Below are 14,377 nucleotides of genomic sequence, written 5' to 3'. Positions count from 1 at the left end.
CTCATTTGAGCGGGCTTTTTGTTCAGCGCTATTTACCAGCCGCAGTTGCGGCCTTCGTTTTGTTTATCTAAATATGTTTGTAATGGTGCAAAGTAATCGAGCATTGCTGTTGCATCCATTTGCGGCTTACCTGTTACAGTTTCAAGCGCCTCTTGCCAAGGGCGAGACGAACCCATTTCAAGCATAGCGTTTAGCTTATCCCCTGCTTCTTTTGAGTTATAAATAGAGCAGCGATGAATGGCTTTATCGTTACCGGCAATTTCACATAAGCTGCGATGAAACTCAAATTGCAAAATATGCGCTAAAAAGTAACGTGTATAAGGCGTGTTACCCGGGACGTGGTACTTAGCACCCGGATCAAAATCATTTTCGCTACGTGCGATAGGAGCTTGCACTCCTTGGTATTTTTCACGTAGTTCCCACCATGCTTTATTGTAATTTTCCGGTGCTACTTCCCCTGAAAATACCTGCCAGCGCCACTGATCAACCATTAAGCTAAACGGCACAAAGGCGACTTTATCAAGTGCCATTTTCATTAATAAACCAATATCTTTAGATTCATCAGGTACTTGTTCAAGTAAGCCGATTTCTTTTAAGTAACCCGGTGTAACCGATAAGGCAATGGTGTCACCAATGGCTTCATGAAAACCATCGTTTGCACTTTCTTGATAAAATAAAGGCTGCTTGTTGTATGCGCGTTGATAAAAGTTATGACCTAATTCATGGTGAATAACTGAAAACTCTTCGCCTGTGCGCTGAATACACATTTTAATGCGTAAATCGTCTTTGCTATCGATATTCCATGCTGATGCATGACACTGCACATCTCTGTCTTTTGGTTTTACAAACAGTGAACGCTCGTAAAATGTCTCTGGTAGTGCGTCAAAACCCATTGAGGTAAAAAAGTTTTCAGCCCCTTTTACCATTTTAAGTTCGTCGTAATTATTTTGAGCTAATAACTCGGTTACGTCGTAACCCGGATCGGCGTTTTCTGGTGCAACTACATCGTAAATATTACCCCATGCTTGCGCCCACATATTACCAAGTAAGTGCGCTGGTATTGGCTGATCTTGAGGTACTTTGTCGGTGCCGTACTTTTCACCTAACTTTGCGCGAACATGGCAGTGTAGCGAGTTATACAGTGGTTTAACTTGGCCCCAAATACGGTCAAGCTCGGTGGTGAAGTCATCAGCAGACATATCGTATTTACTGCGCCACATAGCGCCCGTATCGGCATAACCAAGCTCCTTTGCACCTTCGTTGGTAAGTGCTACTTGTCGCTCGTAAAGTGGGCGCATGGGTTTTGATATTTCACGCCAGCCTTGCCATAAATCAAGTAGTTCGTTGTAATCTCGGCTGGTGGCCATTTTTGAAGTCATGTCGCCAAGGCTTAAACAGCTGCCATCTTCTTTACAGTATTTACCTTTACCATATAGCCCGCCAAGCTCTGCGACAATTTGTGAAAGTTGCGCTGTTTTATCAGCGTCTTGTGGGGCAGGAAGTGTAAGTGCTAGTTTTAGTTTATCAAGTTTACGACGAGCATCGTAATCAAGCTCTAGTTCGTCGTATTTTGCAGCTTCATTTGCTAAACGCACGACTGTTTCGGTCATTTTACGGTTAACTTCAGCCGATAGAGCCGACGTATCATGAGTAATAAAGTTTGCGTAAATCCATTCTGCTCGGCTCGATTCTAAATAAAGTGCACTTAGTTCTTTTTCTGTGTTTGTTATAAATGTATTTGCATCTTTAGCTGTTACAGCTTTTTTAGTGTGTGCTGAATCGGTAGTGTCTATCGTTACTTGCGCATCGCAGGCCGTTAAAGCAAGAGTGCTTGCTACCATTAAGGCGCTCATACTTAGTTTAAATCGAAAGGGGGTCATGCTATTCCTTTAATTTATTGTTATTAAAACGTTGATAATAGCAGTGATGTTTAAAACAATAAAATGAATGCGTTAAGGCTCACGACTCGTCGTGCAATGATTGTATTTAAATTAAGATGGGTCATAATTAAGTTACTATTTTCATTCAATGTGTAAGGAATGTGCGCATGTTAATATTTATAATATTGCTGGTCGTGGTGGTGGTTATTTTTGCGGTTAAAGATATTCGCCTAAACTTGATTAGTCGTCCTACGTTTAAAATGTTCAAAAAGGTGCTTCCGCCATTATCGCAAACAGAGCGAGAGGCGATGGAAGCAGGTGATGTTTGGTGGGATGGTGAGTTATTTAGTGGTAACCCAGACTGGCAAAAACTGCACCGCTTTCCTAAACCAGAGCTTAGCGATAAAGAAAACGCATTTATGGCTAACCAAGTAGAAACCTTATTGGCGATGCTTGATGATTATCAAATTGTACAAAAAGACAAAGACTTACCAAAAGAAGTGTGGGATTACCTAAAAACAGAAGGTTTTTTTGCGCTGATCATTCCTGAAAAATTTGGCGGTCGTGAGTTCTCGGCAATTGCTAATTCAACGATAGTATCAAAAATTTCGACTAAAAGCTTAACAGCCGCAGTCACTGTTATGGTGCCTAATAGCTTAGGTCCGGGCGAGTTACTTCTTCACTATGGTACTAAAGAGCAGCAAGATCGTTGGCTGCCAAGTTTAGCTAATGGTACAGATGTTCCTTGTTTTGCATTAACGGGACCTGAGGCGGGCTCTGATGCTGGCAGTATTCCTGATTCAGGCGTGGTGTGTATGGGTGAGCATAATGGCGAGAAAGTAATGGGCCTGCGTTTAAATTGGTCAAAGCGTTACATTACACTTGCACCCGTGGCTACTGTACTCGGCTTAGCATTTAAAATGTATGACCCTGATGCTTTATTAGGTGATAAGAAAGAGCTAGGCATTACATGTGCTCTAATACCAACCGATCATCCGGGTGTCGAAACGGGTGAGCGTCATTATCCGCTTAATATGGCCTTCATGAATGGTACCACTTACGGTAAAGATGTATTTATACCACTGGACTGGATCATTGGTGGTCAAGAGTGTGCAGGGCGTGGCTGGAGAATGCTTGTTGAGTGTTTAAGTGCAGGGCGTGGTATATCACTACCGGCATTAAGTGCAGCAACTGGACATTTAGCTTCAAAAATGACATCGGCATATGCCATGGTACGCCAGCAGTTTGGTGTATCTATAGGGCAATTTGAAGGCGTGCAAGAGGCACTTGCGCGTATTGGTGGTTTAACTTACACACTTGAGTCATGCAGATTAATGACCGCAGGTGCGATTGATTTAAAATTAAGCCCGTCGGTTGTAACAGCGATTGCTAAATACCATATGACTGAAATGGGTCGTACGGTAATGAATGATGCAATGGATATTCATTCAGGTAAAGGAATTCAAGTAGGGCCTAATAACTATTTGGCGCATGGCTATATGGGTATTCCAGTATCAATTACGGTTGAAGGCGCGAATATTTTAACGCGTAACTTAATGATATTTGGCCAAGGTGCAACACGCTGTCATCCATTTGTTTTAAAAGAAATGGAAGCCGCTGCAATGGAAGATGACGACGCAGCACTTGAACAATTTGATGGTTTATTAATGAACCATATAATATTTGCAGCAAGTAATGCAGGTATGGCATTTGTGCATGGCTTAACACGTAGTTATTTTGCTAAAGCGCCTGTAGGTGGTGAAACGGCTGTTTATTATAAGCAACTGAGCAGAATGAGCCGAGGCTTAGCTATTTGCACAGACGTGGCTATGTTAATGCTTGGCGGTGAGCTTAAACGTAAAGAAATGATATCGGCACGTTTGGGTGATGTATTAAGTCATTTGTACTTAGCATCAACTGTTTTAAAACGTTATGAAGACGAAGGGCGCCAACAAGCTGATTTACCATTTGTAAAATATGCTATTGAGAACTCATTATTTGAAATTGGCCAAGCGTTTAATGGCTTCTTTAAAAACTTTTCAAATCCGGTTGTTAATTTTACCCTTAAACGTATCGTCTTCCCGCTTGGAAATCATTACCACAGACCAAGTGATGAAATAGCACAAAGTATTTGTGAGCGTATGACTCAACCGGGTGTATTTAGAAACCGCTTAACGCATTTATGTTATGTAGATGAAAATGCAGGTACAGGGGTCATGGAAAGCGCATTTTTAGCTATGCATGATATGCAAGCGCAGTTTAAAGATCTAAAACAATGGCAGCGTAAGGGCAGTGTGCCTGCAACGCTTGATATTGAAGGTGCTATAAATTATGCGCTTGAAAATAAGTTATTAGAGCAAACGGATGCTGATGCAATGCATCACGCTAATAAGTTACGAAAGAAAGCCATTGCAGTTGATAATTTTCAACCAGGTGAGCTGTAGCGCAGTACTTTAAATACTAACTAAAGCGAAAAAGGCCTTACAAATGTAAGGCCTTTTTATGTTTAATTCATTTATTTTAACGAGCGTAAGGGTCGGCAACTATTTTATCTATGTACCATTTGCCCTTTTTACGAAGCATTTTTACACTGCGCATTTCGTCAATTTTATCACCATTTAAATAGCCGGTAAAAATAAGGTTTATTTTGGCGTTATCACCGTATTGTTCACGGATGCTCATATTGGTCATATCAACTTCAATGGTTACTTCATCATATTGCATATTTACTAAGTTACGGGAAAACTGTTTTGCAGTGCCGTAGGATTTCATGATGCGCGTAAGATTGGGTGTTGCCATGGTGCTGGCTTTTTGAAGGTCTTGCTGGTTATAAAGCGCATCAAAATAAGCGGTTGCTGTATCGCCAGGAGTGTCGCCAAGTGTTTTGGTATCGTCTCCACAGGCTGATAAAAATAAACAGATAACCAAACTTAATAAACTCGTGATTTTTTTCATATTAGTTATTATTAATTAGTTTTTTTAAAGTGTGTGGTTTATCTAGGAAGATGTAAAGGTATGGGGGGCAATAAATAGAAAATTGGATAATAAATAATAAAAAAGGATGCCTAAAGCATCCTTTCAAAAATCTTAAAATTACTTATTGCACTAACTCTTGCTCACTAAACTCTTCATCAAACATTGGGCTTGATAAGTAACGCTCAGTTGCACTAGGTAGGATAACAACAATATTTTTATCTGCGTTTTCAGGTTTTTCAGCAATTCGCTTAGCTGCAACAACCGCAGCACCTGACGAAATACCGACTAAAATACCTTCTTTTTTCATTAACTGATGCGCCATTGCAATTGCGTCTTCGTTAGATACAAGCTCGGCACCATCAATTAAGTCCATATCTAAGTTGCCAGGGATAAAACCAGCACCAATACCTTGGATTTTATGAGGGCCAGGTTTAATTTCTTCACCGGCAAGCGTTTGGCTAATAACAGGAGAGTTAGTTGGCTCAACAGCAATAGACTTAACGTTTAAACCTTTTTCTGTTTTAAGGTAGCGGCTAACACCTGTAATAGTACCACCAGTACCTACACCTGCTACAAAAAAGTCTACTTTGCCGTCAAGCGCATCGTAAATTTCAGGGCCTGTTGTTTCAAAGTGAATTTTTGGGTTTGCAGGGTTTTCGAATTGTTGTAATAAAATATACTTATCAGGTGCTGTTGCTTGAATTTCTTTTGCTTTTTCAATTGCGCCATTCATACCTTTAGCACCGTCGGTAAGTACTAGATTTGCACCTAATGCTTTTAATAGCTTGCGACGTTCTAGGCTCATGGTGTTTGGCATAGTAAGTGTTAACTTGTAACCACGTGCTGCTGCAACAAATGCAAGTGCAATACCGGTGTTCCCCGACGTTGGTTCTATAAGTTCTTTACCTTCAACAAGCTGACCTGACTTTTCAGCTTCCCAAATCATCGATGCACCAATGCGGCATTTGATACTAAAGCTTGGATTACGAGATTCAACTTTAGCGTATACATTCCCACCTGTAACACGGTTAAGTTTTACCAGCGGTGTATTACCGATGCTTAGTGAGTTATCTTCAAAAATAGTAGACATAATGTTCCTTTGGATGCAATCTGATCAACGTGTTAATAGCCTTTGCTACTAACTATATAAACACACTTTACTGTGAGTTTAAAAAAACTAAAGTAAAGTTTGGCTATAACATATATCTATTGGGCTTATAACCAGCCGAAATAAAAATCAATTATTAACGGTGCTTTAGTTATTATAGGTGCGGGCTTAATTTGAAATTTAAAGAGTAAAAACTCGTTTAGTCAAAAAATGTTCGAAAGAGCATTGGAACAAGCTGTATTTGTTCGTTATTTGTGCATATGAATGTAACTTGAATAGTTTTATCACACAATGCGTCTAAAACATGATAAAAACACGTATCTAAATTCAATTAAGCAATCACAATGAAGTTAATCTTAAAATTAATTGCCGGTATTGTGGCCGGTATCCTAGTTGGACTATATGTACCTATAACTGGTGTTGAACTTTTATTCACAGTAAAAGAGCTGATTGGTCAAATTATCTCCTTTACCATCCCTCTTATCATTTTATTTTTTATTGCATCGGGTATTGCTGGCCTACCAAAAGGGTCTGGTCACTTACTTGGTAAAACAGTCGGGTTTGCTTACAGCTCTACCATTATTGCCGGTACGCTTGCATTTTTATTAGTAAGTGCTGTTATACCGTTTTTAAGCGGTGGTATTACGTTTGAAGCAGAAGTTGCTACTGAAATAGGTAGTTTTATTGATTTAGAAATTCCACCTCTGATGGGTGTAATGACCGCATTAGTGACTGCTTTTGTATTTGGTATAGGCATGAGCCAACTAGAACTTGATACGCTTAAAAAGGTGTCTGATCAGGGTCGTGATGTAGTGGACGGGTTATTATCGAAAGTAATTATTCCAGCTTTACCAGTTTACATTGCTGGCGTATTTGCCGAAATGACGGTGGCAGGCACTGTGGTAGATACGTTGCAAACATTTGGTGTAGTACTAATTGCAGCGCTTGTTATGCATTGGTTATGGTTAAGCGTTTTATATATAGCGACAGGTATATTGTTAAAACGTAATCCAATCGAATTAGTTAAAAATATGCTACCAGCTTACTTTACAGCGTTAGGTACTATGTCAAGTGCAGCAACGATTCCAGTATCGCTTCAATCAAGTAAAGCAAATAACGTTAAAGAAGATGTAGCTAACTTTACAGTGCCACTTTGCGCGACTATTCACTTATCTGGCTCAACTATCACTATAGTAACCTGTGCAATGGCTGTTATGTTTTTATCGCCAAGCATGGAAGTTCCTTCATTAATGGGTATGCTACCGTTTATTATGATGTTAGGTGTAGTAATGATTGCAGCACCGGGTGCGCCAGGTGGTGCAGTCATGTCGGCGCTTGGTTTATTAACAAGCATGCTTGGGTTTAATGAAGGTGCTGTTGCATTAATGATTGCACTTTATTTAGCACAAGATAGCTTTGGTACTGCGTGTAATGTAACGGGTGATGGTATCATTGCGTTATGGGTTGACAGATTTAGCGAAAAATCGTCATCTTAAACTATTAGAGCGAGGCAATAATATTAATTATTGTTTCGCTTTATGTATGTTACTGTGGCAAATTAATTTAATTAAATTGCATGTTGTTAGGTAAGTGAGGATGTTCCATTGATTAATGTACTTTTAGTTGATGACCATGAACTTGTACGAACAGGAATCAAGCGTATTCTTGATGACGTACGAGGGTTTAAAGTAATTGGCGAAGCTAAAACTGGCGAAGAGGCTGTACAGTTTTGTCGTCAGCATGCGCCAAACATAGTATTAATGGATATGAATATGCCAGGCATGGGCGGATTAGAAGCGACTAAAAAGATTTGTCGTTACTGCCCAGATGTAAAAATTATTGTTCTTACTGTTAATTGTGAAGACCCGTTTCCGAGCAAGGTAATGCAAATTGGTGCACATGGCTTTTTAACTAAAGGTGCAGGCTCTGACGAAATGGTTCGTGCCATTCGTTGTGTTCATGCTGGTCAGCGTTACATTGCACCTGAAATTGCACAGCAGATAGCGCTTGCACAAGTAACAGGCCGCACAGATGAAAACCCTTTTCAGAGTTTATCTGAGCGCGAACTGCAAATTATGCTTATGATCACCAAAGGTGAAAAAGCACAAAATATAGCTGAACGCTTAAATCTAAGCTCTAAAACAGTAAATAGCTATCGTTACCGTATGTTTGAAAAGTTAAATGTAGGTGGTGATGTTGAGCTTACCCATTTAGCTATTCGTCATAAAATGATTGATATAGACGTTTCGTACTAACTATAATTTATGTCTGAATTCGATCACGTACATTTTCTCAAAACGCTATCAAGTGAGCCAGGCGTATACCGCATGCTTGATAGTGACAACCAAGTTATTTATGTTGGTAAAGCAAAGCATCTAAAAAAGCGTGTGAGCAGTTACTTTAGAAGTAACATTACCGATAGCAAAACACGCGTTTTAGTGAGTAATATTTGTAACATTGAAGTCACCCTCACCAATACTGAAACCGAAGCGCTGCTGCTAGAAAATAATCTAATAAAAAAATATCAGCCTCGGTACAACATATTATTACGTGACGATAAGTCGTACCCCTATATTTTACTCACTAGCCATAAACACCCTCGTTTAGCATTTCATCGTGGCAGTCGTAAAATTAAGGGCGAGTACTTTGGGCCTTTCCCAAGCGCAGGAGCGGTATCTGAAAGCTTGCGCTTAATGCAAAAAATATTTCCTGTTCGTCAATGTGAAGATGCTTATTACCGCGCAAGAAGTCGCCCGTGTCTGCAATATCAACTTAAACGTTGCTCAGCTCCATGTGTAAATAAAGTAACTGATGATGATTACAGTGAGCAAGTTGACTATGTTCGTAAATTTTTAACGGGTAAATCTCACGAAGTTATTGCTGATTTAATAAAAAAAATGGAAGCAGCTAGCCTGCAATTAAACTTTGAATTAGCGGCAAAAGTTCGCGACCAAATAATGCTACTTCGTAAAATGCAGGAGCAACAGTCTATTTCTGGTAACTTTGCAGAAATGGATGTTGTCGGTTTTGCGCATTTAAACGGGTTAAACGGCATTCATTTATTAATGATCCGCGATCATAAAGTACTGGGTAGTAAAACCTATTTTCCAAAAGTACCTAAAGATTCGAGTGAGCAAGAAATATTGACTTCATTTTTAGGACAGTACTATTTAGCGCCAGGAGCAACAGGGCGTATTGCAAAAGAAATCATATTACCGTTTGAAATAGAAGAGAGCGGGGCACTCGGCGAAGCGCTTACACAAATAAGTGAGCGCAAAGTAATCCTTAAAGTGGTTACTCGTGGTGAGCGTGCGCAATACTTACAACTGGCCAATAAAAATGCATTAAACAGTATTGCGGTTAAACAAAGTACCCAAGACTCTATTAATAAACGTTATGCACAATTAAAAGCAACACTGCGACTTGACGATATTACCCGAATGGAGTGTTTTGATATAAGCCACACCATGGGGGAGAACACCGTTGCAAGTTGTGTTGTATTTGACTCACAAGGCCCAAATACAAAAGAGTATAGGCGCTACAACGTAACAGGTATTACAGGTGGCGATGATTATGCTGCAATGGAATTTGCACTTAACAAGCGCTATAACAAGTTAGTAGACGAAGACAAAATTCCAGACGTTATCTTTATTGATGGCGGTAAGGGGCAGTTAGGACGCGCTGAGCAGTACTTTTCTAATTGGCCGCACACTAAAATGCCTTTATTAGTCGGTGTTGCAAAAGGAACGAGTCGTAAACCCGGTCTTGAAACACTATTGATTGACGGTGGACGCAAAACCATTCCGATGGATTCAGATGCGCCTGCGCTTCATTTGATTCAGCATATACGTGATGAGTCTCACCGTTTTGCTATTGCAGGGCATCGTAATAAACGACAAAAACAACGTACACAATCACTACTAGAAGAAATAAATGGAGTAGGTTCTAAGCGTCGCCAAACATTATTAAAATATTTAGGGGGCATGCAGGGTGTAAAAGCTGCTAATATAGAACAGTTAAAGAAAGTTCCTGGGATCAGCCCTGACATGGCTGAGAAGATATTTAACCATTTGCATGACAAGGGCTAGCCCTACATGCGAATATAGCAAAAAAGACATATCCAAGTAGTTATGTGGAATATTCCAAACACACTCACAACATTTAGACTTTTTCTTATCCCCGTTTTTTTGGTGATATTTTATTTGCCTTATAGCTGGGCTTTTTTTGCTGCCGCCTTTATTTTTTGGCTTGCATCGATCACCGATATATTAGACGGTTATTTGGCAAGAAAGCTTGAGCAATCAACTCCTTTTGGTGCTTTTTTAGATCCTGTTGCTGACAAAGTAATGGTATGTGCTGCACTTGTAGCGTTATCTGATCAGTACCAGTCAATGTATATGACAATACCTGCTCTTATTATAATAAGCCGTGAAATTATCATATCTGCACTTCGTGAATGGATGGCAGAGCAGGGTAAGCGTGGTAATGTAGCTGTATCAAATATGGGTAAAATAAAGACGGCTGCACAAATGTTAGCCATTATCGGTTTGATTTGGCAATATGATACGTGGATGAACTATTTAAGTTTTGGACTACTGTACATTGCGACCTTTTTAACCTTGAGTTCTATGATGCAATATTTACGTGCAGCATGGGGTGAATTGACTAAAAATTAACTCTAAATGTATAATAACGCACCGTTTTAGATAAAAAACAAGCAAACAGTTCAAAACTAGCATTTTTTGTATTGACGCGTTTAATAATCTCTGTAGAATGCGTCCGTGTTGAGAGGGCATAGCCCCCGAGATAAACAAAACGGTAATTAATCAGTTACCTGAATGTTCACATAAATCATCATGTGCTAATTCAAATAACTGATAAATAAAATGCGGTACTAGCTCAGTTGGTAGAGCGCGACCTTGCCAAGGTCGAGGTCACGAGTTCGAGCCTCGTGTACCGCTCCAAGTTTATCTCAAGGTTATTACTCCAGTATTGGGGCGGAATGGCAGAGTGGCCATGCACCGGATTGCAAATCCGTTTACCTCGGTTCGACTCCGGGTTCCGCCTCCATTTCAACACTCCACACGCTTTAATTAGCAAACTCGATGCCCGAGTGGTGGAATTGGTAGACACAAGGGATTTAAAATCCCTCGACTAACAAGTCGTGCCGGTTCAAGTCCGGCCTCGGGCACCACTTTGTGGTTTAATTACATTACCAAGTGTAATTTATAAAATGGTTAATTTAGAATTAATATGATGCGGTACTAGCTCAGTTGGTAGAGCGCGACCTTGCCAAGGTCGAGGTCACGAGTTCGAGCCTCGTGTACCGCTCCATATTAGTTTTATCCACTTGCTTTTAATAGCAAACTCGATGCCCGAGTGGTGGAATTGGTAGACACAAGGGATTTAAAATCCCTCGACTAACAAGTCGTGCCGGTTCAAGTCCGGCCTCGGGCACCACTTTAAATTATTTTACCAAGATGATTTGAAGTTGATAAAACAGTATTTTGCGGTACTAGCTCAGTTGGTAGAGCGCGACCTTGCCAAGGTCGAGGTCACGAGTTCGAGCCTCGTGTACCGCTCCAAATTATTTGGATACATTTAGGCGGAATGGCAGAGTGGCCATGCACCGGATTGCAAATCCGTTTACCTCGGTTCGACTCCGGGTTCCGCCTCCATATAATTTACTCCACACGCTTTAATTAGCAAACTCGATGCCCGAGTGGTGGAATTGGTAGACACAAGGGATTTAAAATCCCTCGACTAACAAGTCGTGCCGGTTCAAGTCCGGCCTCGGGCACCATCTATCTATTAAGCGCTCTGCTTAAAAAATATCTAATGAATCTTCTAATATCTATAAAATATCCAGTAAAAATCCTGATTTATCATTTTTATGTTTTCTATGATTTATATTATCTTGATATGCACTATTTTATGCATGGTCTACCCAATAATAGCGTTGTGTGATAGTTCATTAAGAGTTTGTATATCTATCGTATTAAAGATATATATGAGTAAGCATAATGTAATATTCCCAAACCCAATACTATAGCGCCTCAAATAAACCAGCCATGCAATCTTTAGCGACACACAGTACTTAATGCTAATGAATACACTTTGAACTGAACTAAGCGTCATAGACTTATGATACCAACCAGTAAAGTAGGCCATTAGCTTTAAAAAATTCAAAACAGTAAAGCAATCTACACCTCGAGAGCAAACAACCTTGAAGGCAAAGTTCAAACAACTATGTGCTGGTAGCATAAAGTAATACCAATCTGCTTATATATGGGGTCTATTTAAGGTTAAGGAAATTACGCTAGATTTAGGCAAAAATTTTTGTATCTAGTGTTCTAAATAAAAATTTTTAACGACGTTATAGTGCAATTTAATTCGTTAAATTACTCAGAGATTTATGCAGGTTGGTATAGTTGTCGAATTGGTTACTAACACATGCTCATTGGAAGTTAAAAATCGCGGGTAAGAGTAAGTCTAGAGTTATGGTGAGAACTTCAAATAGGTAAACAATAAAGTGCTTATACATAATGCAGAGCTGTGGGCATTAAACATCTGTTTTTGTAGGTTGTCTTATCTAGGCTGATAATCAGATAATGTCTATACAGTTCTTATCGTCCGTAACAGCTTTTACTTATAAATGATCGAGTGCTATGTGTCAGGACTTTTTATTTTTAGAACTAAAAAAGCGAGCCGTAGCTCGCTGTTTATTGTTTATTTCCAGGCCTCGGGATCGACCTCTTTAGCAAGTTTAGGATGCTTACTTTTGTCAAAGGTGGGTATTAAGCCTTTTTTGCGTTGTTCGTTGTAATCTTTAGAGAGCCATACAACAACACCTGAAAGCATAAATAGTGCTATAACGTTTACAATGGCCATTAAACCCATTGATATATCTGCCAGCGTCCAAATTAAACCAAGCTCACCAACTGCACCAAACATCACCATACCTAAAACAACAAGTCTAAAGATAAACATACCTTTATTAGAGTTGTGCTCTAAAAACATTAAATTTGTTTCAGCGTAAGAGTAATTAGCCACAATAGAAGTAAAAGCAAAAAACAATATAGCAATGGCAATAAAGTAAGTACCCCAGTCGCCGACATGTTCTTGTAATGCTGCTTGTGTAAGTTCAATCCCCATAACACCAGATTCAGGTACTAATTGCTGCGATAGTAAAATAAGAGAAGCAGTCGCTGTACAAATAACAATAGTATCAATAAATACACCTAGCATTTGCACATAACCTTGTGATGCTGGATGAGGAGGGTAAGGTGTCGCAGTGGCTGCAGCATTAGCTGCACTACCCATACCAGCTTCGTTTGAGAATAAGCCACGCTTTATACCTTGGATCATAGCTTGTGTAACACCATAACCAATTGCACCTGCACCAGCTTGTTCAATACCAAAAGCACTTTTTATTATAAGTACAATTACATCAGGTAATGCAGTAAAGTTAATAGCGCATACATAAAGAGCCACTAACAAGTAAGCTAATGCCATAAATGGGACAACCATTTCAGCAAAACGAGAAATCGTTTTCAAACCACCAAAAATAATAATACCAGAGCCAATAACCAAGCAAATGCCTACTATATACTTAGGTACATCAAACGCTACTTCAAATGCTGCAGCAATAGAGTTTGACTGTACGGCGTTAAATACCAAACCAAAGGCTAAAATTAAGCATAACGAGAATAAAGTCCCCATCCAGCGTTTACCTAAACCGTTTTGCATATAATAAGCAGGGCCACCTCTAAAATTGCCATCAGCATCTTTTGTTTTATAAGCCTGAGCCAAAGTACTTTCAGCAAAGCTTGTAGCCATACCTATTAATGCAATCAGCCACATCCAAAAAATAGCACCTGGCCCACCTAGGTATAAGGCAACAGCAACACCAGCCATATTACCTGTACCAACGCGTGCAGCTAACGAAGTACAAAAAGCCTGAAAGGATGAAATTTCGTTATCGGCACATTTACGAGAGCCAAACATAACTTTGAACATATGTGGAAATTGCACAAACTGAATAAAGCCTAGTCGAAAAGTAAAGAAGAGGCCTGCTGCTATTAATAAGTAGACGAGAACTTGGCCCCATAGAAGGGCACTTATACTGTTTATTATGTCTGTCATGGATACTGCCTAAATACATGAGTTAAAAAAAGTGACCGCAACTTATCACATCAGGATAAAAGTGTTTAGTTTTAAAGTTCAAAAACAGAGTTATCAACAGGGTTTTGTGGGTAACTTGTGCTTATCGTGTGTGCTTGCTTGGGGCTTAATTTTAATTACTATTTTATGCAAATAACGCTTGCGTAAAATCCGCCGCTCCCTATAATGCGACCCCACTGAGACGGGATATGGCGACGCGCAGCGGACAACGCATAGCGAGGCACGAACT

General features: G+C 39.7%; 9 protein-coding genes and 8 tRNA genes. 13 read left to right on the top strand and 4 right to left on the bottom strand.

The genetic code is table 11. The features are described 5' to 3' along the window. Window positions 1-32: 32 nt before the first annotated feature. Complete coding sequence (locus CXF64_RS17220) at window positions 33-1,880, bottom strand: M2 family metallopeptidase (RefSeq protein ID WP_101217608.1); 1,848 nt, start codon at window positions 1,878-1,880, stop codon at window positions 33-35. A 167-nt stretch (window positions 1,881-2,047) separates the two neighbouring features. Here CXF64_RS17220 and CXF64_RS17215 point away from each other — a divergent pair, with 167 nt between their 5' ends. Continuing rightward, window positions 2,048-4,324 (top strand): acyl-CoA dehydrogenase, encoded by a 2,277-nt coding sequence (locus CXF64_RS17215; protein ID WP_024591299.1) that lies wholly within the window; start codon window positions 2,048-2,050, stop codon window positions 4,322-4,324. Window positions 4,325-4,400: 76 nt separating this feature from the next. On the opposite strand, the gene CXF64_RS17210 is transcribed toward CXF64_RS17215, so the two are convergent. Both CXF64_RS17210 and cysK read right to left on the bottom strand, forming a co-directional pair. After that, a complete protein-coding gene (locus CXF64_RS17210; protein ID WP_007587009.1) occupies window positions 4,401-4,835 on the bottom strand; it encodes a hypothetical protein in 435 nt (144 codons plus the stop codon). 142 nt (window positions 4,836-4,977) lie between these two features. Then, a complete protein-coding gene (gene cysK / locus CXF64_RS17205) occupies window positions 4,978-5,946 on the bottom strand; it encodes a cysteine synthase A (protein ID WP_002963138.1) in 969 nt (322 codons plus the stop codon). A 362-nt stretch (window positions 5,947-6,308) separates the two neighbouring features. Here cysK and CXF64_RS17200 point away from each other — a divergent pair, with 362 nt between their 5' ends. From CXF64_RS17200 to CXF64_RS17145, 12 genes are all read left to right on the top strand, one after another. After that, window positions 6,309-7,460: a dicarboxylate/amino acid:cation symporter gene (locus tag CXF64_RS17200; protein ID WP_101217607.1), complete on the top strand. Its 1,152-nt coding sequence runs from the start codon at window positions 6,309-6,311 to the stop codon at window positions 7,458-7,460. 108 nt (window positions 7,461-7,568) lie between these two features. Then, the gene (uvrY, locus tag CXF64_RS17195; protein WP_002963136.1) at window positions 7,569-8,219 is read left to right on the top strand and encodes a UvrY/SirA/GacA family response regulator transcription factor; all 651 of its coding nucleotides are present in this window, start codon (window positions 7,569-7,571) and stop codon (window positions 8,217-8,219) included. Window positions 8,220-8,228: 9 nt separating this feature from the next. Next, complete coding sequence (uvrC, locus tag CXF64_RS17190; protein WP_021032122.1) at window positions 8,229-10,052, top strand: excinuclease ABC subunit UvrC; 1,824 nt, start codon at window positions 8,229-8,231, stop codon at window positions 10,050-10,052. Window positions 10,053-10,094: 42 nt separating this feature from the next. Beyond that, a complete protein-coding gene (pgsA, locus tag CXF64_RS17185) occupies window positions 10,095-10,640 on the top strand; it encodes a CDP-diacylglycerol--glycerol-3-phosphate 3-phosphatidyltransferase (RefSeq protein ID WP_032827134.1) in 546 nt (181 codons plus the stop codon). A 212-nt stretch (window positions 10,641-10,852) separates the two neighbouring features. Then, a tRNA-Gly gene (locus CXF64_RS17180) sits at window positions 10,853-10,928 on the top strand. A 32-nt stretch (window positions 10,929-10,960) separates the two neighbouring features. Beyond that, window positions 10,961-11,034: transfer RNA gene (locus CXF64_RS17175), tRNA-Cys, on the top strand. Window positions 11,035-11,071: 37 nt separating this feature from the next. After that, window positions 11,072-11,158, top strand: a tRNA-Leu gene (locus CXF64_RS17170). Window positions 11,159-11,222: 64 nt separating this feature from the next. Beyond that, window positions 11,223-11,298 (top strand) — tRNA-Gly (locus tag CXF64_RS17165). A 39-nt stretch (window positions 11,299-11,337) separates the two neighbouring features. Continuing rightward, window positions 11,338-11,424, top strand: a tRNA-Leu gene (locus CXF64_RS17160). Window positions 11,425-11,473: 49 nt separating this feature from the next. After that, window positions 11,474-11,549, top strand: a tRNA-Gly gene (locus CXF64_RS17155). Window positions 11,550-11,568: 19 nt separating this feature from the next. Then, window positions 11,569-11,642 (top strand) — tRNA-Cys (locus CXF64_RS17150). A 38-nt stretch (window positions 11,643-11,680) separates the two neighbouring features. Then, window positions 11,681-11,767, top strand: a tRNA-Leu gene (locus CXF64_RS17145). Window positions 11,768-12,693: 926 nt separating this feature from the next. Here CXF64_RS17145 and CXF64_RS17140 read toward each other — a convergent pair. Further along, window positions 12,694-14,109, bottom strand: coding sequence for an alanine/glycine:cation symporter family protein (locus CXF64_RS17140; protein ID WP_010555303.1), 1,416 nt, complete (start codon window positions 14,107-14,109; stop codon window positions 12,694-12,696). Window positions 14,110-14,377 lie beyond the last annotated feature (268 nt).

It is taken from the genome of Pseudoalteromonas sp. GutCa3, assembly GCF_002836155.1.
Taxonomy (GTDB): domain Bacteria; phylum Pseudomonadota; class Gammaproteobacteria; order Enterobacterales; family Alteromonadaceae; genus Pseudoalteromonas; species Pseudoalteromonas arctica.
This window is presented reverse-complemented; position numbering and strand designations above follow the sequence as displayed.

Excerpts from the sequence above, each read along its gene's own strand:
- CXF64_RS17220 (WP_101217608.1), bottom strand. The coding sequence starts at position 1,880 with ATGACCCCCTTTCGATTTAAACTAAGTATGAGCGCCTTAATGGTAGCA.
- CXF64_RS17215 (WP_024591299.1), top strand. The coding sequence starts at position 2,048 with ATGTTAATATTTATAATATTGCTGGTCGTGGTGGTGGTTATTTTTGCG.
- CXF64_RS17210 (WP_007587009.1), bottom strand. The coding sequence starts at position 4,835 with ATGAAAAAAATCACGAGTTTATTAAGTTTGGTTATCTGTTTATTTTTA.
- cysK (WP_002963138.1), bottom strand. The coding sequence starts at position 5,946 with ATGTCTACTATTTTTGAAGATAACTCACTAAGCATCGGTAATACACCG.
- CXF64_RS17200 (WP_101217607.1), top strand. The coding sequence starts at position 6,309 with ATGAAGTTAATCTTAAAATTAATTGCCGGTATTGTGGCCGGTATCCTA.
- uvrC (WP_021032122.1), top strand. The coding sequence starts at position 8,229 with ATGTCTGAATTCGATCACGTACATTTTCTCAAAACGCTATCAAGTGAG.
- pgsA (WP_032827134.1), top strand. The coding sequence starts at position 10,095 with ATGTGGAATATTCCAAACACACTCACAACATTTAGACTTTTTCTTATC.
- CXF64_RS17140 (WP_010555303.1), bottom strand. The coding sequence starts at position 14,109 with ATGACAGACATAATAAACAGTATAAGTGCCCTTCTATGGGGCCAAGTT.